Source organism: Paraliobacillus sp. PM-2 (assembly GCF_001368815.1).
Taxonomy (GTDB): domain Bacteria; phylum Bacillota; class Bacilli; order Bacillales; family Amphibacillaceae; genus Paraliobacillus.
Genome location: NZ_CTEI01000001.1, coordinates 465,338 through 492,109, shown reverse-complemented (window position 1 = coordinate 492,109; position 26,772 = coordinate 465,338). Strand labels below are relative to the sequence as shown.

At 36.4% G+C, this 26,772-nt stretch carries 22 protein-coding genes, 1 pseudogene and 1 riboswitch; of the genes and pseudogenes, 10 read left to right on the top strand and 13 right to left on the bottom strand.

The genetic code is table 11. The features are described from left to right. Window positions 1-125 precede the first annotated feature (125 nt). The 5 genes from galU to BN1058_RS02205 form a co-directional block, all read right to left on the bottom strand. Window positions 126-1,007, bottom strand: coding sequence for a UTP--glucose-1-phosphate uridylyltransferase GalU (gene galU, locus BN1058_RS02225; protein ID WP_090852256.1), 882 nt, complete (start codon window positions 1,005-1,007; stop codon window positions 126-128). Window positions 1,008-1,054: 47 nt separating this feature from the next. Then, window positions 1,055-1,822, bottom strand: a complete 768-nt coding sequence (locus tag BN1058_RS02220; protein ID WP_090852253.1) for a tyrosine-protein phosphatase — start codon at window positions 1,820-1,822, stop codon at window positions 1,055-1,057. 628 nt (window positions 1,823-2,450) lie between these two features. After that, a complete protein-coding gene (locus BN1058_RS02215) occupies window positions 2,451-3,215 on the bottom strand; it encodes a tyrosine-protein phosphatase (protein WP_090852250.1) in 765 nt (254 codons plus the stop codon). A gap of 520 nt (window positions 3,216-3,735) precedes the next feature. Beyond that, entirely contained in the window at window positions 3,736-4,437 is a 702-nt protein-coding gene (locus BN1058_RS02210; protein ID WP_090852247.1) for a CpsD/CapB family tyrosine-protein kinase, read from the bottom strand. Continuing rightward, window positions 4,430-5,176: a YveK family protein gene (locus BN1058_RS02205; protein ID WP_090852245.1), complete on the bottom strand. Its 747-nt coding sequence runs from the start codon at window positions 5,174-5,176 to the stop codon at window positions 4,430-4,432. Before BN1058_RS02205 ends, BN1058_RS02210 begins: the two co-directional genes overlap by 8 nt. A gap of 293 nt (window positions 5,177-5,469) precedes the next feature. Here BN1058_RS02205 and BN1058_RS02200 point away from each other — a divergent pair, with 293 nt between their 5' ends. The 8 genes from BN1058_RS02200 (at window position 5,470) to BN1058_RS02165 (ending at window position 14,403) form a co-directional block, all read left to right on the top strand. Beyond that, complete coding sequence (locus tag BN1058_RS02200; protein ID WP_176694422.1) at window positions 5,470-6,024, top strand: nitroreductase family protein; 555 nt, start codon at window positions 5,470-5,472, stop codon at window positions 6,022-6,024. A 157-nt stretch (window positions 6,025-6,181) separates the two neighbouring features. Further along, window positions 6,182-6,270: riboswitch (cyclic di-GMP riboswitch) on the top strand. Between the two features lie 88 nt (window positions 6,271-6,358). Beyond that, window positions 6,359-7,075, top strand: a complete 717-nt coding sequence (locus BN1058_RS02195) for an EAL domain-containing protein (protein ID WP_090852240.1) — start codon at window positions 6,359-6,361, stop codon at window positions 7,073-7,075. Window positions 7,076-7,174: 99 nt separating this feature from the next. After that, window positions 7,175-7,330: a DUF1540 domain-containing protein gene (locus BN1058_RS02190; protein WP_090852236.1), complete on the top strand. Its 156-nt coding sequence runs from the start codon at window positions 7,175-7,177 to the stop codon at window positions 7,328-7,330. A 325-nt stretch (window positions 7,331-7,655) separates the two neighbouring features. Further along, entirely contained in the window at window positions 7,656-9,572 is a 1,917-nt protein-coding gene (locus BN1058_RS02185) for an anaerobic ribonucleoside triphosphate reductase (RefSeq protein WP_090855895.1), read from the top strand. Continuing rightward, the gene (gene nrdG, locus BN1058_RS02180) at window positions 9,569-10,036 is read left to right on the top strand and encodes an anaerobic ribonucleoside-triphosphate reductase activating protein (RefSeq protein ID WP_090852233.1); all 468 of its coding nucleotides are present in this window, start codon (window positions 9,569-9,571) and stop codon (window positions 10,034-10,036) included. Before BN1058_RS02185 ends, nrdG begins: the two co-directional genes overlap by 4 nt. 117 nt (window positions 10,037-10,153) lie before the next feature. Next, on the top strand, window positions 10,154-11,107 hold the full coding sequence (corA, locus tag BN1058_RS02175; RefSeq protein WP_090852230.1) for a magnesium/cobalt transporter CorA: 954 nt from the start codon (window positions 10,154-10,156) through the stop codon (window positions 11,105-11,107). A 704-nt stretch (window positions 11,108-11,811) separates the two neighbouring features. Then, complete coding sequence (locus BN1058_RS02170) at window positions 11,812-12,768, top strand: nuclease-related domain-containing protein (RefSeq protein ID WP_090852228.1); 957 nt, start codon at window positions 11,812-11,814, stop codon at window positions 12,766-12,768. A gap of 456 nt (window positions 12,769-13,224) precedes the next feature. Continuing rightward, window positions 13,225-14,403 carry an MFS transporter gene (locus BN1058_RS02165; RefSeq protein ID WP_090852225.1) on the top strand — a complete coding sequence of 393 codons (1,179 nt, stop codon included), beginning with the start codon at window positions 13,225-13,227 and terminating at the stop codon, window positions 14,401-14,403. 12 nt (window positions 14,404-14,415) lie between these two features. Here the strand turns inward: BN1058_RS02165 and BN1058_RS14265 are convergent, their stop codons facing one another. Both BN1058_RS14265 and BN1058_RS02160 read right to left on the bottom strand, forming a co-directional pair. Beyond that, the gene (locus tag BN1058_RS14265) at window positions 14,416-14,574 is read right to left on the bottom strand and encodes a hypothetical protein (RefSeq protein WP_176694421.1); all 159 of its coding nucleotides are present in this window, start codon (window positions 14,572-14,574) and stop codon (window positions 14,416-14,418) included. A 131-nt stretch (window positions 14,575-14,705) separates the two neighbouring features. After that, window positions 14,706-15,872, bottom strand: coding sequence for a nucleotide sugar dehydrogenase (locus tag BN1058_RS02160; protein ID WP_090852222.1), 1,167 nt, complete (start codon window positions 15,870-15,872; stop codon window positions 14,706-14,708). A gap of 319 nt (window positions 15,873-16,191) precedes the next feature. Here BN1058_RS02160 and BN1058_RS02155 point away from each other — a divergent pair, with 319 nt between their 5' ends. Next, complete coding sequence (locus BN1058_RS02155; RefSeq protein ID WP_090855892.1) at window positions 16,192-17,238, top strand: LCP family protein; 1,047 nt, start codon at window positions 16,192-16,194, stop codon at window positions 17,236-17,238. Window positions 17,239-17,351: 113 nt separating this feature from the next. Here the strand turns inward: BN1058_RS02155 and BN1058_RS02150 are convergent, their stop codons facing one another. The 4 genes from BN1058_RS02150 to BN1058_RS02135 all read right to left on the bottom strand — a co-directional run bounded on the left by BN1058_RS02150 (window position 17,352) and on the right by BN1058_RS02135 (window position 21,303). Further along, window positions 17,352-18,581, bottom strand: a complete 1,230-nt coding sequence (locus BN1058_RS02150) for an outer membrane protein assembly factor BamB family protein (RefSeq protein WP_090852220.1) — start codon at window positions 18,579-18,581, stop codon at window positions 17,352-17,354. A gap of 228 nt (window positions 18,582-18,809) precedes the next feature. Then, window positions 18,810-19,538: a WecB/TagA/CpsF family glycosyltransferase gene (locus BN1058_RS02145; RefSeq protein WP_090852218.1), complete on the bottom strand. Its 729-nt coding sequence runs from the start codon at window positions 19,536-19,538 to the stop codon at window positions 18,810-18,812. A 133-nt stretch (window positions 19,539-19,671) separates the two neighbouring features. After that, entirely contained in the window at window positions 19,672-20,466 is a 795-nt protein-coding gene (tagH, locus tag BN1058_RS02140; RefSeq protein ID WP_090852216.1) for a teichoic acids export ABC transporter ATP-binding subunit TagH, read from the bottom strand. 15 nt (window positions 20,467-20,481) lie between these two features. Then, the gene (locus tag BN1058_RS02135; RefSeq protein ID WP_090852213.1) at window positions 20,482-21,303 is read right to left on the bottom strand and encodes an ABC transporter permease; all 822 of its coding nucleotides are present in this window, start codon (window positions 21,301-21,303) and stop codon (window positions 20,482-20,484) included. 479 nt (window positions 21,304-21,782) lie between these two features. Between BN1058_RS02135 and BN1058_RS02130 the strand changes: the two genes are divergently transcribed. Then, window positions 21,783-23,279 (top strand): glycosyltransferase, encoded by a 1,497-nt coding sequence (locus tag BN1058_RS02130; protein WP_176694420.1) that lies wholly within the window; start codon window positions 21,783-21,785, stop codon window positions 23,277-23,279. Between the two features lie 144 nt (window positions 23,280-23,423). Here BN1058_RS02130 and BN1058_RS02125 read toward each other — a convergent pair. Both BN1058_RS02125 and BN1058_RS02120 read right to left on the bottom strand, forming a co-directional pair. Further along, window positions 23,424-24,605: pseudogene (locus BN1058_RS02125) on the bottom strand (CDP-glycerol glycerophosphotransferase family protein); the annotation flags it as partial. A gap of 26 nt (window positions 24,606-24,631) precedes the next feature. Then, window positions 24,632-26,764, bottom strand: a complete 2,133-nt coding sequence (locus BN1058_RS02120; RefSeq protein WP_090852203.1) for a bifunctional glycosyltransferase/CDP-glycerol:glycerophosphate glycerophosphotransferase — start codon at window positions 26,762-26,764, stop codon at window positions 24,632-24,634. Window positions 26,765-26,772: the final 8 nt, after the last annotated feature.

The window sequence follows — 26,772 nt, the reverse complement described above, 5'->3', positions numbered from 1 at the left end:
ATTGATAAAACTATATAGACTTTCTATTTCTAAAAATATATTTAGTAGGTAGATCGTTCTTGCATTCTATGTATAACGAACAGGGAAGCAATACTACTACCACTCCCCTATGTTGTTTCGTTGCTTTATTCGTTCGCTTCTTCCGCTAACATCGCTTTTAACACGTCTCTTACTTCTGCACCGATTTCTTTATTCTGCAAGGCAAATTCAATCGTTGTTTTCACAAAGCCTAATTTCTCTCCCACATCATGACGATGTCCTTGGAAATCATACGCATATACTTTTTGAATTTCGTTTAACATTTGAATGGCGTCCGTCAGTTGGATTTCACCGCCTGCACCAATCTGTTGTCGATCAAGAAAACGGAAAATTTCCGGTGTAAACACGTAACGACCCATAATAGCAAGATTAGATGGTGCCGTTCCTTTTGCTGGTTTTTCGACAAAATGGTTTACTTGATAACGTCGACCGTTTTGTGCACTTGGATCCACAATCCCGTAACGGTAGGTTTCCTCTTCTGGTACTTGTTGCACACCGATTACAGAAGATTCTGTCTCTTCATATTGATTAATCAACTGTTTGAGACAAGGGACATCGCTTTGCACGATATCGTCACCTAACAGTACGGCAAACGGTTCGTCGCCAATAAATTTCCTTGCACACCAAACGGCATGACCGAGGCCTTTTGGCTCTTTTTGACGAATGTAATGAATATCTGCTAATTTTGTCGATTGTTCTACTTTTTGTAGTAATTGTACTTTTCCTTTTTCACGAAGGTTCTGTTCTAGTTCTGGTGCAAAGTCAAAATGATCTTCAATTGCACGCTTTCCTTTACCTGTTACGATAATAATATCTTCAATGCCAGATGCGACAGCTTCTTCTACGATATATTGAATCATTGGTTTATCCACGATGGGTAGCATTTCTTTCGGCATCGCTTTGGTTGCTGGCAAAAATCGTGTTCCCAGTCCAGCAGCTGGGATAATAGCCTTTCTTACTTTTTTCATCCTGCGTTCTCCCTTCCCAATCACTACTTAACAATGAATGGAGGGCGTTAAAATAGCCCTAGAATTTTTTTCTTTTTTGGTTTGATTGGTTCTTCACCGATCACTGTTGCGTTATCTATCATATATTGTGCGTTTTCCATGAAATAATATAACATCGAAGCACCATAGGTTTGTTGAATCACTTGATTGGCTTCTTGCATACGAAAACCACGCGTTGAGGTGTTATGTGCATCGGAAGCAATAAAATGAGTTAAATTCGATTCAATCAATTCATGGGTGAACTTCTTTATCTTCTTTCCAAAATGACCGGTTACACTTGCTGCGGTAATTTGGGTCAATGTGCCATTCCGGACGAACTCATATAGGATGGATGGATCCTCCATGATTGCTTTATTCCGCTCCGGATGTACAATAATTGGTTTGAGATCGTTTACTTGCATATCAAACATTAACTGTTTCGCATAGCGCGGCACATCATTCGACGGAAATTCAACAAACACATAGCGGGTCGTTTCATTCAATGGAAGAACGATTCCCTGCTCGTAATCTTCAATCATTTCCCCGTAAATACGTGATTCTTGTCCGGCTAAAACCGTTAACGGAATCTCTTCTTGTTGTAATCTAGTATTCAATTGATCTACCAATGGTAGAATCATTTCTTTCGTATTATCATAGCGACCATTCTTATGATGTGGTGTGGCAATAATTGTATGAATTCCTTCTGCCACTGCTGCTCGTGCCATTGCGACACTTTCTTCCATATGCTTCGCACCATCATCAATGTTAGGTAGAATATGAGAATGAATGTCGATCATACACGCACAACCTTTTTATTTTGTTTTTTTGCAAATGACATTATTTATTATAGCAGGAATAATTTTTATTGGAAACAGACAATGCGACATTCTTTTAAAAAGAAAGATAAGTCTTATGGATCTATTGAACTACTATTTCGGGACTATTTTTTCTTAAGAAACAGAAACACCCCATCCATAGATGGAGGTTAAAACACTGAAAACGCTTAAAAATTGAGCATATTTCTCTGTTTTTTGAAAAAAATTTTTGGTTCTCTGTCAAATGTGGTGGTGTGGTTCTCGCTCCACCATCTCTTTTATAAAAAGTTTATTATAAGCAATGCTTGTACCTAAACCGCAGGGGAAATACACTCGCTTTCCGCGGGCACGGCCGAAGCTAACTTGGTAAAGAAATTCACTTTACCAAGTGGATCTTCGGACGCGTGCTATTCCCGCAGGAGTCTCGCATATTTCCTCTGCTAAGGCGCTTTTATACTAACTTCTTGTTACCTTTTGAACCTTAATAGAATAAAGAGCACCACCACTTTTAATATATATCCAAAATTTCTTTAAATTATTTTTACCGCATACAAAAACACCCCCACAAGTGGAGGTGTTATCTTTTGTCTGAATAAGTCGATTTGTACTTTTAACCGAATAGGCCGAGGATTTTCTTCTTTTTCGGGCGGATTGGTTCATCGCCGATCACGGCTTTCCCTTGGATTAAAGCTGTTGCATTTTCAACATACTGGGTCGCCTTTTCTCTACCAACCGATCGTTGAATGGTTGCGATCGCATCTTTCAATAGATATTCTTTCTGATTGGTAACACCTGAACCAATAAAGTGAACCAGGTTATGCTCCATCATTTTCTTTGTAAGTCGTTGCACTTTTTTACCCACCTGACCTGTCACTGCTGGGGCAGAAATTTCGATCAGTGCGCCTTTTTTAACGAGGTCATAAAGCACATCGAGTTGTTCCTGTAATACGACGTTCTTTGTTGGTTCAGAGAAGATCGGCTTATATCCTTTCAATTGTAAATCATAGATTAATTGCATCGTATAATTTGGTAAATGATTGGATGGTAAATCTATTAACAGGTATTCCGATGTATCGCGCAACGTTAAGAATTGGTCTTTTTCCAATCCTTCGATAAGATCCCCATGCAGGCGAATTCGTTGGCCAGGTAAAACGGTCACTGGGATGTTGTATTCTATTAGGGTGTTGTTCAACTTTTCAACCTGGTCCATAATTTGTTGTTTTGGGTTATGATGCTTCCCGTTTAAATGATTCGGTGTGGCTATGATGGTGTCCACCCCTTGTTGGGCCGCTTGTTGGGCGATTTTCACACTTTCTTGCATATGTTTTGCCCCGTGATCAACATTCGGTAAAATATGACTATGAATATCTATCATTGTTCCTTCTCCCCCTAATAAAATTGCCAGATTATCCTGTTATCATTCTTCTAGTAATATCGTATCATTTAATTGGTGTCGATAGATTAGAACCTTTGTCATAAAGCAAAATATTTTTTATTTCTTTATCCTATGCCTTTGGTTTAAAATGGGACGTTGTTGCTTAGCATGGATTTAACTGCTTTGCAACTAGCCAATTTTTAAATTTACAGCAATAAAGCAATGCTATTTTTGATGTTTGTCTATATATTTTTATATTTTCCAAACGATTATTGTTAATTATATCAAAAGTACTATTAGTTAAACAAGATAAAAATACTATATTTTGTTATTTTTACGGGAGTTATTAACTAATTAAAATAGGGATAAATGATTTAGGAGTGAATGGGAGCAATGCGTATGGGAAAAGGAGATCCGCTATGCGTGTACGATTTGGGAGGTAATGCGTTTGGCAGAAAGCATAAAAAAACCGTAGCGATCAGTGATTCGTTCACGATCGCTACGGCTTCTCTTGTTGTGCTTAATGGTTACCATAATAGTAGTAATAGCTATTTCCTTTTTTCATGTCACGGTCATTTAACACAGCGCCTATTAGTTTAGCATTTGCTGGTTGTAATAGATCACGAGCTTTCTGAGCCGCTTCATAGTCTGTTTGCTTACTGCGAAGGACTAAAATAGATCCATCACAACTATTCGCTAAAATTTGTGCATCGGTTACGGCTAATACTGGTGGTGTATCAAATAAAACAATATCATAGTATTCGCAGGCCTGTTCCATTAGTTTGCCCATTGCCTTGGACCCTAGTAATTCGGATGGGTTCGGTGGGATTGGTCCACAGGTTAAGATATCCAAATCTGCTACATCACTTTTTTCAATGGATTCCTCAAGGGTCGCTTCACTTACCAGGACACTGCTTAATCCACGACGGTTGTCAATACGAAAGGTGTAATGAACCGTTGGCTTACGCATATCTCCATCAATAAGCAGTACCTTCTTCCCTTGCTGTGCAAACACAATTGCTAGGTTCGCAACGGTGGATGATTTTCCTTCAGATGGTCCGGAAGAGGTGACTAATATTTTCTTCATTTCTCCATCGACAGAGGAGAATTGTAAATTGGTTCGAATGGTACGATATTGCTCAGATATAGGGGATTTTGGGTTTAACTTTGCAATTAAATGACGGATTGCTGTATTTTTAGCTTGTTTTTTTCTTCTAGCCACTGAAATTTCCCCTTTCTCGCTTACGTATGGCTGTGGACTGGTATTGTACCGATGCCACGTCTGTTTCTTTAATATGTGAGACCGTTCCAATCACAGGCAGGCCTAGTTTTTGTTCAACATCTTGTTCTGTTTTAACCGTGTTATCCAAGTACTCTAGCAAGAAGGCTAATCCTACTCCGGCCATGGCACCTACTACAAGGGCAATGGCAATATTTAAGGTTGGTTTCGGGCTTACTGGTGACGGATTGGCACTCAATTCTGCTTCCGATAGAATATTAACATTGTCCACGTTCATCAAATCATCAATATCTTCTTGAAAGATTTCAACCGTTTTATTCGCAATGGCTACGGCTGTTGCTGGGTCTGGATCAGTAGCTGTCACTGTCACGACCTGGGAACTCTGCTCACTACCTACATTAATTTTGTTCTTTAATGCGCCGGCAGATAGTGTAAGATCAAGTTCGTCTATTACTTTATCCAAAATACGTGGGCTTCGAATCACAACATTGTATGTATTAATAATTTCTACATTGGATCGAATTTCATTATAATCTACTCGATCGGTTTCTGCTGTTTTTTGGTTAACAATGAATTGTGAACTAGATTGATAGGTAGGTGTTAATAAGAAGTAGGTTACTAGTCCACTAATAAGCGCTGCACCAATCGTTAGTAAGAAAATTAGCCCTAAGCGCTTCTTCAACACCTCCATTATTTCTTTTATTGATATTGTTTCTTCCATACTGCCGGTCCCCCTGCATGATTATAATTTAGTTTATTTATATTTAAATTTATACAAACGAAATTATATCATACAATATTAATTTTTTGGACAAGTTTTTACAATTAAGGACAAGAATAGGGATAAGTGGCCAGACGGGACAGGGGGTCGGGACAGGGGGTCAGGCGCCTTGTCCCAATTGAGTGAAAAGATGTATAATGGCTCGTGGGACGCGGGGTCAGGCGCCTTGTCCCAATTGAGCTAAAAGATGTATAATGGATCGTATGATGCTTGATTGATAGGGGGATTTTTTGATGACTATTGAAAACAATCGCAAGGCAGATTTTCCAATTGATGACCAGTTTATTCAACGCTGGTCACCAAGAGCGTTTCTTGATAAAGAGGTGCCAGAGGAATTACTTTTTAGTGCATTAGAGGCTGCACGGTGGGCGCCATCTAGTATGAATATTCAACCATGGCGCTTTATTATTGCCCGGACAAAGGAAGATCGCGAGCGTTTCCACTCCTTTATTATGGACGGGAACCGTGTATGGTGTGAGCAGGCACCTGTTTTGATTTTATTTATTTCTGAGAAAAAAGGCGGTGCACATACGTTTGATACAGGGACAGCATTTGGCTTTTTCGCATTACAAGCAATGGAAAATGGGTTGGTTACCCATCCAATGGGCGGATTTGATAAAGAAAAAGCCCGCGAGGTATTAGACATTCCAGATCACTATCAACTACATGCTGTGGTTGCCTTAGGGTATCAGGGTGATAAAACAACATTGACACCTGAATTACAAGAACGAGAAACACCATCCACTCGCCGCCCATTACAAGCATCCATTCACGAAGGAAAATTTTAAACGGGACAAGGGGTCAGACGCTTTGTCCCACTTTTGGGACAGGGCGTCTGACCCCTCGTCCCAAAATTGTGACTTTTTTCCCTATTTGTATGTAGTAAAACGGATTGGAATTTTGTAGAATTTTGATATAATATAGACAAAAATCATATATCCGGTTTACCGATAATAGCAAACTTATCGAAAGGTAAGGACGCAAAGCTATGGGTCTAAAGCAACAACTGTTGATACGATTGCCAAGCTACCGAAGAAGCCTCCTTAAAAAGGTGAACCTACTTATTAAAGTTGTGTTCACCTTTTTTTGTTCATTTGGTATGATTAACAAGGAGTTGTAAGCATGTTAATTGATACAGTGATTGAGGAAGAGCACTTTTATCATTATTTTCAACCGATATTCAATATCAATGGTCAGAAAGTCATTGGATATGAAGTGCTATTGCGTACCAGCCTATTTCCTAATCCGGTATACACCTTTCAAGCAGCTAAAGAAGTAAAACGATTATATGAATTAGATTCAAAGTCGATTAAAAAGGCAATAACCACTTACTATTCATCTGCAATAGCAACGGAAAAGCTATTTTTATTTATTAACGTCTTTCCTTCTAGTATTGTCAATGAAGCATTTGATCATTTTCTAGAGCATTTACTGCGCGATAATCAAATCAGGAAAGATCAACTCGTGTTAGAAATTTCTGAATCAGAACTGATTGAAGATCCGCCATTATTTAGGATGCATATTGAAAGACTAAAACAACAAGGATTCCATTTCGCTTTAGATGATGTCGGCAAAGGGTATGCGAATTTTGACATGATGATTGACTTAGAGCCAAATTATATCAAATTAGATCGACTTTTTTCCTATCAATTAGATCAATCAAAGAAAAAACAAAACTTAATCCGCTTTTTTCTACAATATTGTAAAGAGAACGACATTAAACTAATATTAGAAGGATTAGAAACAGAGGAAGAATTGCAAGTAGCTAAAGCAGTCGGCATTACATACGTACAAGGCTTTTTGCTAGGAAAACCCGCACCAATAGACAACTGGGAATAATGGGACAAGGGGTTGGGACAAGGGGTCAGGTCCCACGTCCCACTCTTATGCATAAATCGGTTTGGTTTGTTTAAACTAGTGGCATAGGAGGTGGGTGCAATGGCAAAGGATGTACTTTGTGAAGTGCACAATTGTAAATATTGGGCAACAGGTAATCAGTGTCATGCAGACGAGATTTATGTGGTAAGCCATCATGGTAAACACGCTCGTGATCAAAAAGAGACAGATTGTCAAACGTTTATCCCACAGCACTAGCGCGAACCTTCTTTAATGAGAGCTATTCCGTTCATTCGGGTAGCTCTTTTTCTGTGCAATGGGACAGGGGGACTGACCCCGTGCCCCAACCAGGGGGTAACCCTATGTCCCATTCCAGGGGGCAGGCACGTCGGTCAAAAAAATAGAAGAAATCGCCTGTCCCCTGCCCCACTTGCTTTTGGGCGTTTTTGGGTTGGTTGGGTGTGATATAGCGCACAGTCTTTTCTTTTATATGCATGCTAAACTATCATTCGAACACTAGATATAGTAAACATAACACAAGATGTGTACAATATATTGTAATAGGAGTGATTATATGCTAACCATGCCAACGCTCGCAAAACAGACAGAAGATCATTTATTTGAAGCACTAGATCAAATCGTTGGTTCTAGTAATCAGGATTTAATTCAAGAGAATGCCAATGTCGATGGCCAATCACCGATGGGTCAAATGTCAAAATTTGCTTCAGAAGCAGCCAAGCACTATGCCAAAAAAGTAATGCTAAGTCCAGATATTACACAAGCGATGGAAGAGAACTTCATCCATCCACATGACCTTGATTTTATGCCAACTGGAACAACCACCTGTTGTCAAATTCCGTTAGGTGAGATTTTGAAAGATGGCTTCAACACGGGACATGGCTATATGCGTGAACCGAATGATATTTTAAGTGCAATGGCACTAGCATCCATTGTATTTCAATCGAATCAAAACATGCAACACGGTGGTCAAAGCTACCCAATGTTCGATAAAGATCTTGCACCTTATGTACATAAAACATTTGTAAAACACAAGAAACGAATCGAACGTTATGCAACCAACCTTACAGAAGCAGCACTGGATGCAGCTGCTTGGAAAGAAACAGATCGCGATGTGTATCAAGCGTGTGAAGCTTTTGTTCATAATTGTAACTCCATGCACTCTCGTGGTGGTGGGCAAGTTCCATTTGTATCGGTTAACTACGGAACAGATACATCACACGAAGGTCGCTTATTTGTAAAAAATTTATTATTAGCAACAAAAGCAGGACTCGGAAATGGCGAAACACCTATTTTTCCTATTCAAATTTTTAAAATGAAAAAAGGAATTAACTTTGAACCTGGTGAGCCAAACTATGATCTCTATCAAGTAGCACTTGAGACAACAGCGAAACGTTTATTCCCTAACTTCAGTTTTATCGATTCTACTTTTAATGGGCAATATTATGATGGAACAACCGAATCCGAAGTAGCATACATGGGTTGTCGTACGCGCGTGATGGGGAATCGTCATGGGGTAGAAAATAGTATTAAACGTGGTAATCTATCTTTCACCTCCATTAACCTTGTCAAAATTGCATTGACTTCGAACGATGTTGCTGGTTTTTTTGATAAATTAGATCATTATATTGATCTTGTGATTAAACAATTATTGGAACGTTATGCTTTCCAAATAAAGAAGAAGGCACAGCATTTCTCCTTTTTATATAGCCAAGGCGTATGGAAAGATAGTGAGAAACTAGCCGCTGAAGATGAACTAGAAGAAGTGTTAAAACACGGAACACTAAGTATGGGCTTTATTGGATTAGCTGAGGCTTTAAAAGCACTAATCGGCGAACATCATGGGGAATCAGAAGATGCTTATGCATTAGGCTACAAGATCGTTTCTCACATGCGTGATCGTGCGGATCAAGCTGCTGATCAGTATGACTTGAATTTTTCTTTAATCGCAACGCCAGCTGAAGGTTTATCTGGTAAATTTACAAGAGGCGATAAAAAGGAATTCGGTAACATCCCTGGTGTAACGGAACGTGATTATTATACCAATTCATTCCATGTCCCTGTCTATTATTCTATTCGTGCGATTGATAAAATTCGCAAAGAAGGTGCTTTTCATAAATTATGTAATGGCGGACATATCTCTTATATTGAATGTGATGGCGATGTTTCCAAAAATACAAAAGCACTCGATACGTTAGTGAAAACAATGGCAGCTAGTGACTTTGGCTATGGTTCGATTAACCACCCTGTCGATCGTTGTACTACTTGTGGATATACAGGGATTATTGACGAGGCTTGTCCTAAATGCGAAAATGCGGACCAAGAAAAAGTAGAACGGATTCGTCGAATTACTGGTTATCTTGTCGGTGATATGAAAAAATGGAATTCTGCGAAACGTGCAGAAGAAAGCCAACGCGTGAAACACCAAACAGATGGTGCTAAAGGATCTGCTGCCGCACAGAAGTGTTCTGATCATTCATGAGAGTAATGAATATTTTACATGATTCGGTTGTGGACGGAGAAGGCTTGCGCACGGTTATTTTCTTTGCCGGCTGTCCGCACTTCTGCAAAGGATGCCATAATCCAGCAAGTTGGAATATTCGAAACGGAACAGAAATGACGGTAGAAGAAGTGGTTGAAGAAGCCGGAAGTAACCCATTAACGGATATCACCTTATCTGGTGGAGAGCCGTTCTTTCAAGCACAAGAAGTGGCACAAGTGGCTAAACGTCTAAAAGCGATGGGCAAACACATTTGGGCTTACAGTGGATTTACATTAGAACAATTACAGCAATCAGACAATCCTTATCAACGGGAGCTGCTTCGTTACTGTGACGTCCTCGTCGATGGACCATTTGTCTTGGCAGAAAAAGATTTAACACTGAAATTCAGAGGTAGTCGAAACCAACGCGTCATCGACCTCAACAAAAATACAGTAATGCTATAACGGGACGGGGGGTCAGGCCCTCTGTCCCATTTTTTTGTGTGGAACGGGACAAGGGGACTGACCCCTTGTCCCGTTGTTCGTGCAAAGGTATACTAGTCAGAAAGAGGGGGTTATCAGATGATACATATTCTTGCAGTGAATCAGCAACAACAATTAGTGGCGTTAGATTCCATTGAAGCGTTGGCAGCCATTGATTATCAATGGTACTGGATTGATTTTGATCAACCAACACCAGAGGAAGTAACCCACCTTGAAAAGACCTTACATTATCACCCCTTAGCCATTGAGGACTGCCTGCAAAATTTACAACGAGCCAAACTCGATTATTATGATGACTTTAGTTTTTTTATTATGCATGCCATTGATCCAACTGCATTAACTCAATTAGAGCATGATTTCTTTTTAAGCGATCAAGCAATTGTGACTTTTCATAACCAGCCGTCTATTCAAATTGATCAAGTATGGCAGCGTGTGATTAAATTACGCAACGGGCAAATAGAAAAATGGGATAGCTATCGTGTTTTTTATGAAATATTGGATAAAATTGTTGATCACTATTTTCCCATCGTCTATTCGATTGAAGATGAATTAAATGAAGTTGAGGACAATCCCAATGAGGAAGCGATGCCTGTACTACTTGATAATTTATTTGACATAAGACATCAACTACTACAATTGCGGCATACCATCAATCCAGTGCGTGATCTATTTTACCGTATGCTCAATTCCAGTCATCTAAAAGGAATTAAAGATCGCAAAGCATACTTTACCGATATTTATGACCACTTATTAAAACTTTCAGAAATGGTAGCATCCAATCGTGAAATCGCCAACGATATTCGAGATAATTATTTATCACTGAATTCACATCAAACAAATGAAGTAATGAAAGTGTTAACGATTATTACTTCTATCTTTGCACCACTCACGTTAATCGCTGGTATTTATGGAATGAATTTCACCTATATGCCAGAACTCCAAACAGATTTCGGATACTTTATTACACTCGGCGTAATGGTAGTAATCGCCATTGCCATGTTCGCATGGTTTAAACGAAAAGGATGGTTTTAGTGTTAGTGGTGGCATTTATTTGGTGGAGTTTTGGATAGATTCGGCGATGTTGGGGGCTTTTCCGGCGAAATTCTGGATTGATCCGGCGATGTTGAGCGCTTTTCCGGCGAACTCAGCAGTAATTCAGCGAACGCCGAATTCATTCGGCAAATGCACTAAAACTGCCTTCAATACCAAACGTAATTTAGATATGTAGTACTGGCATTTTTAACGGCAATAATTTATAATTGAATGTGTTTCCAAATAAGCAACCTTAAGATATTACTCCGCATTTTTATCAGCCACACGACATTAAAACAACAATTATGGAAGGATTTTCCACAAGTGCGTTACACTTGCAACAAATTTTCCGTACCCTTAGTGAACAACAAGCTCCCTATTTAACAGTAAACGCAATTCCACTAAAAATTTTTTCAAATTAAAGTTTTATTAAAGCGATCGGACACCTTTATAAAAATCCTTACATCAACCTGGCTTCCCTTCCATTCCGATTTTCCTAAGCATTACATACACACACCCAACAGTTAAAGTTGATCATTTGAAGATATCGCTCCGGTAAAGCTTTTATTGGAACGTATTTTCAATGACGACGCTCCATACGAAAAACGTTCATTTCTTTAAAATCGTCTTATTCCAGCCAATAAAAAAAGTTTTAATTAAAACAGTAAATTTTATAAAAATTAGACGAAGAAAGGATTTTTTTGTTGATTATACTACCTTCCCAAAAAACAGTTGAGCTAATGCAATTAGAAATGTTGTTACCAAGGCTTATGCGCAGGGATCCAAATTTCCAGCAGTTAGATGATTTATATGGCAAGGTGTCGAGTGGATATTATGGAGAATCAACGCTAGATTATTATATTAACGTAATTGATCTGGATGATGCATTTATTTTTTATGGTCTGCGACTCCCTGAATCTGATAGTTATTTTCAAATTGATGCACTTTTATTAACATCAAAGACCTGTTTAATCATTGAGGCGAAGAATTTTAAGGGGGAAATAAGTTTTAATCATGCGGGACAGATGATTCGTACACTTGAAGGAACGAGCGAAGTATTTAACGATCCATTGGCCCAAGTTTATGTTCAAAAACGACGGCTTCAACGCTATATTAAAAAGCTGGGATTTGCACCATTGGAGATTCATCCTATTGTTACATTTACACATCAAAAGGTATTGCTCAACCTTGAAGCACATGATTCCAAAGCTATTGTAGTCAATCCACATTTGCCCAGAAGAATGGAACAAATTTTTCAAAAGCAACAACAGCATAATTATTCGACTAAAGCATTGGCCGCGCTCGTGACACATCTGAAGAAAAATCACACCCCAAAAGCGTATCATGTCATAGATAAATACCAGATTAGTCCGTTGAATATTAAGAAGGGGATCTGGTGCCCAGCGTGTAAGGAAGTGATGATGGAGCGTATGCACGGGAATTGGGTCTGTCCAAAATGTAGGAAAAAGGATCAAAACGCTCATTTGACCGCTCTCCGAGAATATGCGATTCTTTTTCATCAAAAAATCACAAACAAAGAGGCTCGTACATTCTTAGGTGTGCAATCCAGCTCTGCCACCAAAAGAATCCTTCATCATCCTAAAATTAAGAAAGTAGGAAAGACAAGGGACTGCTATTATATGCTGGATGGACTTATCTAATTTATTTTTTTGGTGTGTTCGCCGAATTACCGCCTGTATTCGCCGAATTATCGCCCGCGTTCGCCGAAGTATAGCCGCGTTCGCCGAATTATCGCTCCGTTCGCCGGATTATCGCCTGCGTTCGCCGAATCATCGCCTGTGTTCGCCGAATCATCGCCTGTGTTCGCCGGATTACCGCCTGTGTTCGCCGAATTACCGCCGCGTTCGCCGAATTATCGCCGCGTTCGCCGAATTATCGCCTATGTTCGCCGGATTATCGCCTGTGTTCGCCGGATTATCGCCACGTTCGCCGAATTATAGCCTGCGTTCGCCGAATTATAGCCACGTTAAATTAAAGACACGCCCTCATGACCTTTTTTATCCTAATACGCTGTAAAAAACTGGACCACTTTGCAAATAGACTGTACTTGTGTATAATATATTTCGAGTTACGAAAGAAAGAAGGTAAGCGTATATATGCCGAATGGTAAACATGCACAAGCAACTGTGATAAAAGAAAAAATTTGGACGAAAGATTTCGCCCTGATTTGTATGGCAAACTTTTTTATTTTCTTAGGGTTTCAAATGACATTACCAACTATTCCATTATTTGTGCAACACCTTGGTGGTAGTGATCAATTAATTGGTATTATTACTGGAATATTTACATTTTCCGCATTATTATTTCGCCCTTATGCTGGACATGCTTTAGAATCGAAAGGACGTCAATTCGTTTATATGACTGGCTTAGGCATTTTTGTTCTATCGGTTGGGTCTTATTCGATTATTGCTGGTATTGGGTTCTTGATTCTGATGCGCATGGTCCAAGGAATTGGCTGGGGTCTATCCACTACCGCCACTGGTACGATCGCTACAGACCTTATTCCACCAAGTCGACGTGGGGAAGGAATGGGTTACTTCGGGTTGTCAGGTAATCTTGCTCTAGCGTTTGGTCCAGCACTTGGTTTGACTTTGGCTGGTACGTTGACATTCTCCCAATTATTTTTGATATGTGCTGCATTAGGCTTGGTCGCGTTCTTATTATCTTCACAAATTCATTATAAAAAAGTGGAGCAATCCGAGCATAAAGCAACAACGGTTAAGTTCGATATTTTTGAAAAAAGTGCCATCAAACCTGCCACTCTATTGTTTTTTATTACAGTGACATTTGGTGGAATTGCTTCTTTTCTACCCCTATACACAGCGGAAAAAGGAATGGCAGGAATAGAAATTTATTTTCTTGTTTACGCATTATTTCTAATGTTTTCACGAACGTTCGCGGGTAGATTATATGATAGGAAAGGGCACATAGCTGTCTTTTTACCAGGTGCACTAATGATTTTCTCGGCCATGTTATTGCTCGTATGGTTACCTAATACGCTTATCTTGTATACTGCAGCTGCATGCTACGGACTTGGGTTTGGTAGTGTTCAACCTGCCCTTCAAGCATGGGCCGTCGATCAAGCCGCAGCAAATCGTAAAGGAATGGCAAATGCGACGTTCTTTGCCTTTTTTGATTTAGGTGTTGGTATTGGTGCCATGACCTTTGGTATAATCGCCTCAAGCTTCGGCTACAGCTATATTTACTTAACAGCAGCTGGCTCAGTACTAGTTGCCATACTTATTTATTTAACATTGTTAATCAAAAACAGATAATGGGACAGGGGGTCAGACCCCTTGTCCCATTTCTTTGTTCATCATTTGTGCTAACTCATTTTTTAGATCTTCCATAATATCTTCTAAGTTTGCACCTTGTTCATCTTTAAGATAAACCTTAGATAATATCGCTTTCATTTTTTCACTATCAAGTGCCTTACTACTATTCATTTTGTTCAAACGCTCCATTTGGTAGAATTATTTTGACATCTAATTGTTATTTATAACATTATTATCCTACCACAATATTCCAAGCGAAACAAGAGAAAAAATGGGACAGGGGGCCTGACCCCGTGTCCCAATTAGTCTCTACTGAATAGGTCTCTTGTGTATACTTTTTCTTTTACGTTTTGGATGTCGTCTGTTAATCTGTTAGCTACTATCACATCAGACATTTGTTTGAAAGCATCTAAATCTTTGATCACTTTGGAATTGTAGAATTCATCTTCTTCTATTACTGGTTCATAAACAACGACTTCAATTCCTTTAGCTTTGATGCGTTTCATGACCCCTTGAATCGCAGATTGTCTGAAATTATCAGAATCTGTCTTCATTGTTAAACGATAAATTCCGACAACATTTGGTTTTCGGGCAAGAATACTTGCTGCAATATGATCTTTTCGCGTGCGATTCGCATCAACAATGGCTGCCATTATGTTGTTAGGCACATCTTCATAGTTTGCAAGTAATTGCTTGGTATCTTTTGGAAGACAGTAACCACCGTAACCAAAAGAAGGATTATTATAATGCGTCCCTATTCTTGGATCTAATCCGACCCCTTCAATGATTTGCTTCGAATCCAAGCCTCTTACTTCAGCGTATGTATCCAATTCATTAAAGAAAGCCACACGCATTGCTAAATGTGTATTCGCAAATAGCTTAATCGCTTCCGCCTCGGTAGAATTCGTAAATAACACATCTATTTTTTCTTTTAACGCACCTTCTTTTAGAAGATCTGCAAACTTCCGGGCGCGTTCAGATTGTTCACCAACGATAATTCGAGAAGGATACAAATTGTCATATAAAGCTTTTCCTTCACGTAAGAATTCTGGAGAGAAGATAATATTCTCTGTTTTAAATTTTTCCCTTGCTTCGAATGTATAGCCAACTGGTACTGTTGATTTAATCATAATGGTTGCATCCGGGTTGATAGCAACAACATCCTGAATGACAGCATCCACTGCACTTGTATCGAAAAAGTTTTTGATTGTATCATAATTTGTTGGCGTAGCAATAATAATTATATCACCGTGTTGATACGCCATCTGCTTGTCTGTTGTAGCATACAGACTTAACTGTTTCTCTTTTAAATATTCTTCAATCTCAGCATCTTTAATTGGGCAAGATAAATGATTGATTAACTGTATTTTCTCAGGAACAACATCTAGTGCCATTACATTATTATGTTGTGCGAGCAACACTGCATTTGATAATCCAACATAACCCATACCAACTACTGTAATGTTCATCATCTTTTCACCTTCCGTCACATAAGTGGGACAAGGGGTCAGACGCCTTGTCCCAAAATGAGAAATGGGACAGAGCGTCTGACCCCTTGTCCCTTCATTTTATGATCGGATGCGTGAAATAATGACAATTTTAAGAAAATACAATAATCCGTTCACATTAATCTGTAAATATATTATAATTGATAAGTTACCTAACAGTTATCATTTTTTGATTTTGTAATAAATATAATCTTTTTGTAATCAAAATATCATTTTACTTTTTCTTACTGAGTAGTAAAATAAGATTGAATGTCTACTTATATAAAGGAGTTATACCATGATGAATAAAGATAAGAATACGTCTCGCTTGAATAAACGAAAAACGAAAAAAAGACGAAAATACTTATATATATTACTTCCTATTCTATTACTTTTAGGAGGCGGAGGAACCTATTTCGCCATGGTATGGAACCAAGCGCAAGATATTGTCGCTGATTCCTATGAGGATGATGGAAGAGAAAATGGATCAGAACTGCGTGATGATGGTGTAGATCCAACCGTTGATGATGTTTCGATCCTTTTTATCGGCGTGGATCAAAGTGAAAAACGCGAAGCAAATAATGAAAGTAATGAACTATCTGATGCATTGATCCTTGCTACATTAAACAAAGAAGATAAAAGCGTGAAAATGGTCTCTATTCCACGTGATTCCTATGTGTATATCCCGGATTTGGGTTATAAAACCAAGATAAACCATGCACATGCTTCAGGTGGTGTGAAGGCAACGTTAGAAACGGTAGAAGGGTTATTTGATATCCCGGTTGATTATTATGTCAAAATCAATTTTAATGCTTTCATTGATGTGGTAAATGAGTTAAACGGTATTACCGTAGAAGTACCATACGAAATGTATGAACAAGATTCAAAAGATAATGCCAACGCAATTCATTTATTGCCTGGCGAACAATCTCTAAATGGAGAAGAAGCACTTGCTTTAGCTCGTACAAGAAAGCAAGACAATGATATTGAACGAGGAAAAAGACAACAAGAAATCATCAAAGCAATGGTAAACAAAGCTGTTTCCTTTAATACATTGCTAAACATTGGCGACCTTATGCAAGCGGTAGGAGATAATATGTCGACTAACATGTCATTTAAAGAAATTAAAAGCTTTGTCTCTTATGGAAGTACTGGAAATTTAGATATTGAAACATTAAGCCTAAAAGGTTCTGATTTATGGGCCGATCTCTATTATTATCAATTAAATGATGAAGACTTAGCCGAAAAGCGACAAATACTTAAAGAACATCTTGGTCTAAGCACGTTTTCAAGCCAAACAGATGATGACAATACACTAGAAGACACCACATCAATGCGTACGGAATAATCAAACGAACTTATTCTTTTCCACCAGCAACATAAAAATAGTCCATACCTAAACCTAGGTATGGACTATTTTATGTTTATAACTAGCATTTGTTAACAATGAATGTATTAATCTTATTCACCTGTGAAATCGGCTAAAGGAACAGCATAAACCTGATGGTCTTGGCTGCCTACTATGAGCGTATCATTCATAATAATTGGCCCTGATGGAGCTAATGCACCATCAAGTTCTATTTGCTTTATTAAATCGCCAGTTGTTGTATCTAAAGCATGCATGACACCATTCTTATTACCAAAATAGACGACACCATCTTTAGCCACTGGAGGCCCCTTCATTATTTCATCTTCAAATTCCCATACTTTTTCACCTGTCGCTAAATCATATGCATAAAAGGTTTTTGTTATTGGACTGCCAACATAAATATTCCCTTTGTGTATGATCGGTGCTCCAGATTTATTATTTGATACCATTTCGCCCTCGCCTAGACTTGTTTCCCAAATGATATCGCCACTGTTCGTATCCATCGCATACATCATATGATTCGGGTCGTCATAACTACCTTCTATAGCAGTTGTCACAACTATACCATCAGAAACAGCAGGAGGAACATCATCCAAACCAGCTACCACATCAGGGAAATCGGTTTGCCATTTTATTGCATCTTCTTGTAGATCAAAGGCTGTAAATGTATAGTCACTACTACCACCCATATATAAGACATCTTCCGTTAAATTTGGTGATGACATACTTGTTATTGCACCTAAAAAGGTCCGTTCAGTCAAATTACCTGATTCTTTATCTATTTTATATAAATGTCTATCTCCAGTTGCTACGTAAATATTTTCGTTATAGATAACTGGAGTAGGCATGACTTCTCCCTCTGTATTGTATTTCCAAAGCTTTTCTCCAGTTGCTGCATCTAGGGCTAGAACCCCACTTTCTTTCGTTCCACGTACACCGTCTTGAAAGAAACGATTCCCAAAACCTACATAGACTACATCATTGGAAAATACCATTTCCGAATGGACCCAATTCGGTGCTTGTGATTGCCAAATTTTCTCACCCGTCTTTATATTAAAGGCATGCAAGTCACCTGTTCCGTGATTACCTACAAACATTCGATCACCAGCTACGACAGGTGTAGCTCTCACTTGCCAAGTTGTTTGAAATGTATCCATCTCTAAAGGTTTTCCGCCGTTATCATATACAGCATTTTTATCACTTTTCATTCGATACTGTGTCCACTCTTCTGGACCAAAACTGTTGTTATTCGTTAAAGAAATAGCAATTCCAATAGCTGCAACTAATAGAATACTGCTGGAGATTACAATAATTTTTTTCACTATGAAACACCTTTCTATTTATTGTTTATTTTACGAGATCATTTAAGAATTACTCGCTGTGCTTATTTCATTCTTTCATTTCAATCTTACATCATACATTTAATAACGATCTACATCCTATTTCCTACTGCATTATGCTGCGAAAAAGCTGATGAACATGAGACGCATCCCGCAAAAGTTAGGTCAAAACATTAACTTTTATTAGACAGCTCATCATTCATCAGCTTTTTAATATTTTCTTATGAGTACACGAAACATAAACTGAAACACTTTTAACATTCGTTTCCAACGAAATGGTTGTTGTAATAAACGATATAACCACTCTAAATTTAATTTAATCCATGATTCGGGGGCTCGCTTTACTTTTCCTGCTACCACATCAAAACTTCCCCCTACACCCATAAATAGTCCTTTATCGAATTGATGGTAATGTTTCGTAATCCACTGCTCTTGTCTCGGAGAACCTAAGGCCACAAACACCAAATCAGGGTTTGCTTTTTTTACATGTTCGACAATGTTTGGATCATCTAAATCAAAAAAGCCATTATGATAACCAGCTATCAACAAGTTGGGATGTAGCGTTTTTATTCGCTTGATAAATGCTTCAATCACTTCTTGATGCGCACCTAAAAAGTAACAGCTTAATCCATTTTCTTCCGCATAACCAATCAAATGTGTCATTACTTCAAATCCTGGAATGCGTTCCACAATCGAATTGCCAATCAGCTTGGAAGCAATAACGATGCCAGCACCATCTGGTAGAACATAATCGGCTTGTTTAATCATCGCTTTATATGCTGGCTTTTCATTAGCTAACATCACTATTTCTGGATTTGCCGTTACGAAAAACTGCTTTCCTTGCTTCTGTAAGCTAGGATATATAATTGTTTGGAACAGTTCCTTCCTCTCTATATTCAAAAAAGAGACATCCATTATATTGACATGTTTATATGACATCAGGCTGCAACCTCTCTAGTAATCTATCTTTTTATACAAATTCTTATCTATTATGACATGGAATGACAAGGTTAGCAATCACAGTATAAAAAACCCTCATCATCCAGATGAGGATCTATATTACATATTTGATTTAAACGAAGACACCTTGTGCTTTCAATGCCTCTACTCTATATGCCTCTTTTTGTTTTTTAGACATTTTCTTATATTTATTAATAAAGTCTTGATATTTTGGTATAACCTCTTCGACAGTACCAAAGTCTTTAACCATTCCATATTCTAGCCAAAGTATTTTTTCACAAAACTCTTTCATTTGACCGATGGAATGACTAACAAAAATCATTGTTTTCCCCTGTTTCTTAAACTCTTTCATTTTAGCCAAGCTTTTTTCCCCGAACGCTTTATCTCCAACTGACAATGCTTCATCAATTATTAATATATCGGGGTCTATTGTAACTGAAATGGCAAATCCTAATCGTGATTTCATTCCACTTGAATAAGATTTTACTGGCTGATCGATAAATCGTTCTAATTCAGCAAACTCAATAATATCATTTTCCATTGCTTCAATTTGTTTTTTGGTAAATCCAAGCATTAGACATTTTAATTCAATATTTTGACGCCCAGTTAGATCATTCTTTAAACCAGATGAAACAGCAATGAGCGACGCCTGCCCATTCAACTTGACCGATCCGCTCGTTTCAGGTACGATTCCAGCTACAATATTTGATAAGGTAGATTTACCAGATCCATTAATTCCAATAAACCCAATTACATCTCCCTTTTCTGCTTCAAAGCTAACATTGTTTAAAGCCCAGAAGTCTTCACCATAGCTTTTAGGAGTAATCAAATCTAAGATTCGCTCCGATGAACTAGAATATAATTTGTATTTTTTTGAAACATTTCTTACTATAATAGATTTATCCATAATATCCCTACTTTTTTAAGCAAAGTCTATAAAGTGTCTTCTGAATTTGACGTGTAAAATGGAGGCTAGTATAAATATAACTAAAGTGATTCCCCAAAAATATAGCGTATATTGCCAATTTGTAATCATATACCAATCTAAACCAAAGAAACTAGATCGATATCCTTCTATCAAATAATACAGAGGATTTAGTTTCATGATAAATTGAATTTTTTCTGGTAAAGCATCTAGATTCCATAATATTGGTGATAGGTACAAAACCATTCGTAAGGTTGCTTGTAAAAACATTTGAATATCTCGAATAATTGTTGATAATGTTGACATCAACAATGATAATGAAAATGTAAAAGCAAACAAAGCTATTGTAAAGTAAATAAACTGCACATAATATAAATTAATGGTAAAACCAGTCATTTGCATAATAATAATCGTTATAACAAGCATGACTAAATGTATATAGTATCGAGAAAAAACAACAAAATTCGGAATAATACTCATTGGGAAATTCATTTTTGACAGCATTTTAATTCTGGTATAGATCGATTTAGACCCTTGAATAATGGATTGATAAAAAAACAACCAAATAATCATTCCGGCTAACATCCAGTTAATAAAAGGAACTGTCATATTCTCTGCTACGGGCATTTCAGATCTTTGTCGAATACCATAGCCAAACACAAACCAGTAGATTCCAATTTGAAATAACGGATTAATAACTTCCCATGCTATTCCAAGATAGTTATTGCTATTATTATTTTTTAACTCATATAGTGACAATCTTCTTACTAAATAAAAATGCTGAAATTGTTCTTTAAAGACTTTCCATGCAGATTTCATATAAATATCCTTCCCAGTTCACACTGTATATAAATACTTTTAAAATTATACTAGTTATTTTATAAAAAGACAATAATGGTGTACGTAATGTTTTAAAATATGACAGTTTTAGGGAGCTGCTTAGCCTCCTAATAAATCAAGAAGTTGAGCTCTAACCTTTACACTATTTTAAGATATGAAACGGATATTGGCTCTCGTTTGGAATACATGTGATTGATAATGGGTAAAGACTATTCACTTCTTTCTTGCGGAACTAACTTCAAACAACTTGTAAGGCGCTAAGTGGCTGGTAGTTCAATTTATTACTTGCTTATCTTTATGGTTTTCAGATATCATAATGATAGACAAGTTTTTCTAGTTATATATATTTTTTAGAATCTAGCTAAACCATGAAATAAGGTTTCGTTCCTTTTATATACCTATGCATGCTTAAAACACTATTGGCCAAAATTTTAACATTTAAAGGAGTATTTTTCTACATGAGAACACCAATATTTATTTTTAATTCACTAGATTTAGTTAGAGGTGGATTGACTAAAGCTGTCATAACTAGAGCAAATGTTTTATCAAAGCATTTCAATGAGGTGATTTTTTTAACGTTAAAGTTTCAGCCGAATTTCAATTCTATTGTTGAGCAATTATATAGTACTGGAAAATTAAATAAAAATGTAAAAGTTATTAATTTATTTGATGATGTGATGGGGAATAAATCAAAACGATTAAAAATATTTGGTTCAAAGGCTAAACATAAAATACAAGAAAGAGGACTAGACGTTTTTACTGATAAGAGAGATGTTACACCTTCTTATCGCTATTATAACAATGGTTTGTACATAAAATATAAACGCTTTGACAAACATAACATTTTGAAATTTATTGATTATTTTTCTGAAGGCAGACATCGATATCGGAGAGAAGAATTTAATGATTCTGGTCACCTCGTTCGCACCAGACATATGGACCTCAACACCAATAAACCAAAACTAGATCGTTATTTTGATCCACAAGGAAAATGTTATCTAACGATCTGGATAAATAAAGAGGGCCAAAACAGTACAACACTATTATTCGGTAAAGAGAACCAACAATTTGATAATCATTCTGACTTTGTAAGTAAATGGTTAGCAGACAAAGTCTCCCTTTACAGAAATCCTGTAGTAATCTCAGATGCAAGAAGCACAGATAATGTTACAGCAACGATTAATGCAAAGAAGATTGCTGTTTTACATAATAATCATTATAAAAAACCTTATGATGGTAGTAATGGTTCGAAACACACTTGGGAGCCTTTCTTTAAAAATGTCCATTTATTTGATCGTGTTGTGTTTTTAACTAATGAACAAAAAGAAGACATCACGACAGACATAGGAATTAAGAGTAACTATGTTGTTATCCCACATGCTGCAGTAGATAAAAGTAATCATAAAGATGCAACAGATTACTCTCCTTATTTAGCTATTTCTATTGCTAGATATAACGTACAAAAAAGATTGGACGAAGCTATCAGAGCATTTAGATATGTTGTTGATAAGCTCCCTAATGCTGAATACCATATTTATGGATTTGGAGAAGAAAAATCCGCTCTTGAGAAACTTATAAAAGAATTACATTTAGAAAAGAATGTTAAACTAAAGGGATTCACCGACGATCCTACTAAGGTTTATCAAAAAGCTTGTTGCTCTATCTTAACTTCTGATTTTGAAGGGTTTGGGATGGTCCTAACTGAAAGCCTTGCTTCTGGTACACCTGTCATAAGCTTTAATATCAAATATGGTCCTAGAGATATCATTAGAGATGGTGTCGACGGATTTTTGATTGATAACAAAGATAAACAAAAAATGGCAGATAAAATAATTCATGTAATGGAGAATCAAACACTAAGACAGCAATTAGCCAGTAATACCCAAGACGTACTCACACGCTTTAGTCATGAACAATATGTAGATCACTGGGTTTCATTAATTAAAGAAATTTAAAAATAATTTTTAAAAACTCGAGTGAAACATACTAATCACTCGAGTTTATTTTTAAATAATATAGCTTTAAACCATCGGCAAATTCAGCTCATAAAAAACAAGGGAAATAAAATCCCTTGTCTATAATGAAAAAAACAGTTCTATTTATTTAATAATTTTATCAATAACCCTTTTTGATGCATTACCATCTTCCAATTTACAAAATTTCTCCCTGAAGTTATCTAAATATTGCACCTTAGAAAACTGACCGTCCTCCATTGCTACTATTTCATTGATTAGTTCTTGCGTCGTCTTTACTAGCGGACCTGGTGCTTCCGTTTCAAAATCAAAATAAAATCCTCTTAAATTATCACGATAGTTGTCTATGTCGTGGACAAAAAATAACATTGGACGCCTTAGATTTGCATAATCAAAAAAGACAGAAGAATAATCAGTTACAAGTATGTCTGAAACTAGGTATAAATCTCGGATATCTTCATATTTTGAAAAATCATAAATAAATGATTCACATTCAGATAAATCAAGGTGTTCTGCCACTAAATAATGCATACGTAATAAAATGATATAATCATTACCCAATTTTTCCTTCATCAGAGATAAATCTAGTTCAAGATCAAATTTATATCTTCCTTTTCCATAGAAGCTATTATCTCGCCATGTCGGTGCATAAAGAATTATTTTTTTATCTTTATCTAACCCAAGTTTTTCCTTTAATTGACTGATATAGTTATCATTATTATTGTTGTATAAGTAATCATTACGTGGATATCCGGATTCTATCATTTCTTTATCAAATTGAAATGCGCGCTTAAATATGTTAGTAGAATAACGATTTGGAGAAATTAAGTAGTCCCATTTCCTAGACTCGTACAAGAAATTCGCCTTATATTTCTCTGTATTTGTGCCCGGCATGTGTACCTCTTTCATGTCAAGTGCCAGCTTCTTCAAGGGGGTTCCATGCCACGTTTGTAAATAAACTGTATTTTTTGGTTTCGGAATCCATATAGGAAGCCTACTATTTACAATCCAATACTTCGCACGCGGCATCAACCACAACCACTTGAGTGATAATCGTTTAATAATAGTAATGTCATAGTTCTGAACCTTTTGTATATCTTTTCCGTTTATACTCCAATACATCTTAAAAGATTTTTGGTAATTATGAGCTATCATATACTCATAAAGCGCTCTAGGATTATCACTGTATTGTTTACCAAGAAAACTTTCAAAGATAATCACATTTTTTTTCACTGGCAACAAGCCAATTAAAAAAAATAGATATTTGTATAATTCTTTTATATGGCGACTTTTCATCGCTTTTTTGATTGCTTTCTTTAACAAAAGGTTCACCTCTAGTCAATTTCTTGCTTAAATACTCGATCAACCACTTTTTTCGATGCATTACCGTCATCCCACTTACAAAACTTCTCATAAAATTCATTATATCTTTCTTGGTATTCCAATTGTACTTGGTCAATATTCTTAATTGAATCAATAACAGATTCAGTTGTTTTTAACAGAGGACCTGGTACTTCTTTTTCAATATCAAAATAAAATCCTCTTATCGTATCACGATAACTTTCTAGATCATAGGTGTAGAATAAAATTGGTCTTTTAAGGTTTGCAAAGTCAAAGAAAACAGATGAATAGTCTGTAATTAAAATATCAGTTATTAAATATAACTCAGCAATATCATCATAGTTCGACATGTCAAAGGCAAAACCTTCATATTCTGAAATATCTAGTTGGTTCGAGATATGGTAATGCGTTCTTAGAATAATAATATACTCGTCACTCAATTCTTCTCTTAATTTATCCAGTTCTAGTTTGAGCGTGAATTTATATTTGCCTTTCTCAAAAAATTCATTGTCTCTCCATGTCGGTGCATATAAAATCACTTTTTTATTTGAAGGTATATTAAATTGTTGCTTTAGAGATAATATGTCTTGTGTCGTGTTTTTTGAATAAAGTATATCATTTCGCGGATATCCATATTCTAACATCTCATTGTTAAATTGAAATGCTCTTCTAAAGATATCTGTTGAATATTGATTTGGAGAAATCAGAAAATCCCATCTTCGTGATTGTATATAGAAATTTTTCTTATGATTAGGATCAGCTGAATGAATATCCTTAATATCAAAAACAAGCGTCTTTAAAGGTGTCCCATGCCATGTTTGAAGATATATATTTCCTTCTCTCTTCCCTAAAGTTTTAGGTATACGAGCATTACTCACCCAATACTTCGCTCTGGCCATATAATAATAGTACTTTAAACTAAAACGCTTGACTTGTTTCGCGTTTCCAGGAATATTTTTATTAGTTTCATTAAAGCTCCACACAAATTCATAATTCATATTATTTTGAACCATATGTTCATAAATATATTTAGGATTGTCAGAATAATTTCTACCTAAAAAGCTCTCAAAGATAATCAAGTCATTTTTCAATGATAGCTTAGTGAAAACAGAACGATATATTTGTAAGTAGAAAGCTCTTTTACTCTTAAACCCTTTTTTAAAACCCCTAAGCATTTGGTGTTGGTTATTTACCTTTTTAAATAATTTTAAATTATTATCACGCATAGGTTTGATTTCTCGTTTCAGTAACTTACTTCTATTTGATAAGTACCTATTATCTACTTTTTTCATTGCTCTAGCTAAATCCTCAAAAACGTCAACGATATTTTCTTCTTTTTTGAAATAAACTACTATGGATTTGCGATAGTAATTTAACAGTTGTTGATCTAAGTATTTGGAAACTAGAGTATCCTCTTCGTAATTACCTTTTAATTTAATATACAAGAAAGTAAGAGCTTTTATTTTTTCTTTTTTTCCTTGCTGCATCAAAGAGGCGTTATTAATAGGATCATTTCGTCTTCTCTTATAATATACACATTCCTTTACATAAGGAATTCTTGATGTATGTTGTAGTACCTCGGCAATAAATGCAATATCTGAGAAGTAGGCAACCTCTTCTGAAAAACGGATATTATACTGATCAAGAAAGTCTTTTCGATAAAGTCTATTCAGAGCTGATTTATTCTTAAATATTTTTGTTCTTTTCTTTGTATAATATATAGGTGACACTTCCGTGATTTCTATATTGTTATTTTCTGATTTATCTGTGCGTTTAAGTTTTCCAGATATAACTGGATATTCATCGATGTTATTCATCAATAATTGTAAAATATCTAAGGGTATAAAATCATCGCTATCTACAAAATAAATAAAGTCTCCAGTAGCCTTTTGCAGACCATAGTTTCTCGCTACTCCCATCCCATTATTTCCCTCGAATAGATAAGATGTGATGCGTGCGTCTTGTTCTACAAATGAATCAATAATTTGTTGGCTATTATCCGTAGAGCCATCATTTATGATTATTATTTCAAGATTTGAATATGATTGATTAACTATGGAATATAAACAATCTTCTAGAAATTCCTCCGTATTAAAAACCGGTACAATTACTGATATTTTTTTCAATTTTTTTC

Excerpts from the sequence above, each read along its gene's own strand:
- galU (WP_090852256.1), bottom strand. The coding sequence starts at position 1,007 with ATGAAAAAAGTAAGAAAGGCTATTATCCCAGCTGCTGGACTGGGAACA.
- BN1058_RS02220 (WP_090852253.1), bottom strand. The coding sequence starts at position 1,822 with ATGATCGACATTCATTCTCATATTCTACCTAACATTGATGATGGTGCG.
- BN1058_RS02215 (WP_090852250.1), bottom strand. The coding sequence starts at position 3,215 with ATGATAGATATTCATAGTCATATTTTACCGAATGTTGATCACGGGGCA.
- BN1058_RS02205 (WP_090852245.1), bottom strand. The coding sequence starts at position 5,176 with ATGGAAGAAACAATATCAATAAAAGAAATAATGGAGGTGTTGAAGAAG.
- BN1058_RS02200 (WP_176694422.1), top strand. The coding sequence starts at position 5,470 with ATGACTATTGAAAACAATCGCAAGGCAGATTTTCCAATTGATGACCAG.
- BN1058_RS02195 (WP_090852240.1), top strand. The coding sequence starts at position 6,359 with ATGTTAATTGATACAGTGATTGAGGAAGAGCACTTTTATCATTATTTT.
- BN1058_RS02190 (WP_090852236.1), top strand. The coding sequence starts at position 7,175 with ATGGCAAAGGATGTACTTTGTGAAGTGCACAATTGTAAATATTGGGCA.
- BN1058_RS02185 (WP_090855895.1), top strand. The coding sequence starts at position 7,656 with ATGCCAACGCTCGCAAAACAGACAGAAGATCATTTATTTGAAGCACTA.
- nrdG (WP_090852233.1), top strand. The coding sequence starts at position 9,569 with ATGAGAGTAATGAATATTTTACATGATTCGGTTGTGGACGGAGAAGGC.
- corA (WP_090852230.1), top strand. The coding sequence starts at position 10,154 with ATGATACATATTCTTGCAGTGAATCAGCAACAACAATTAGTGGCGTTA.
- BN1058_RS02165 (WP_090852225.1), top strand. The coding sequence starts at position 13,225 with ATGCCGAATGGTAAACATGCACAAGCAACTGTGATAAAAGAAAAAATT.
- BN1058_RS14265 (WP_176694421.1), bottom strand. The coding sequence starts at position 14,574 with ATGAATAGTAGTAAGGCACTTGATAGTGAAAAAATGAAAGCGATATTA.
- BN1058_RS02160 (WP_090852222.1), bottom strand. The coding sequence starts at position 15,872 with ATGAACATTACAGTAGTTGGTATGGGTTATGTTGGATTATCAAATGCA.
- BN1058_RS02155 (WP_090855892.1), top strand. The coding sequence starts at position 16,192 with ATGAATAAAGATAAGAATACGTCTCGCTTGAATAAACGAAAAACGAAA.
- BN1058_RS02145 (WP_090852218.1), bottom strand. The coding sequence starts at position 19,538 with ATGTCATATAAACATGTCAATATAATGGATGTCTCTTTTTTGAATATA.
- tagH (WP_090852216.1), bottom strand. The coding sequence starts at position 20,466 with ATGGATAAATCTATTATAGTAAGAAATGTTTCAAAAAAATACAAATTA.
- BN1058_RS02135 (WP_090852213.1), bottom strand. The coding sequence starts at position 21,303 with ATGAAATCTGCATGGAAAGTCTTTAAAGAACAATTTCAGCATTTTTAT.
- BN1058_RS02130 (WP_176694420.1), top strand. The coding sequence starts at position 21,783 with ATGAGAACACCAATATTTATTTTTAATTCACTAGATTTAGTTAGAGGT.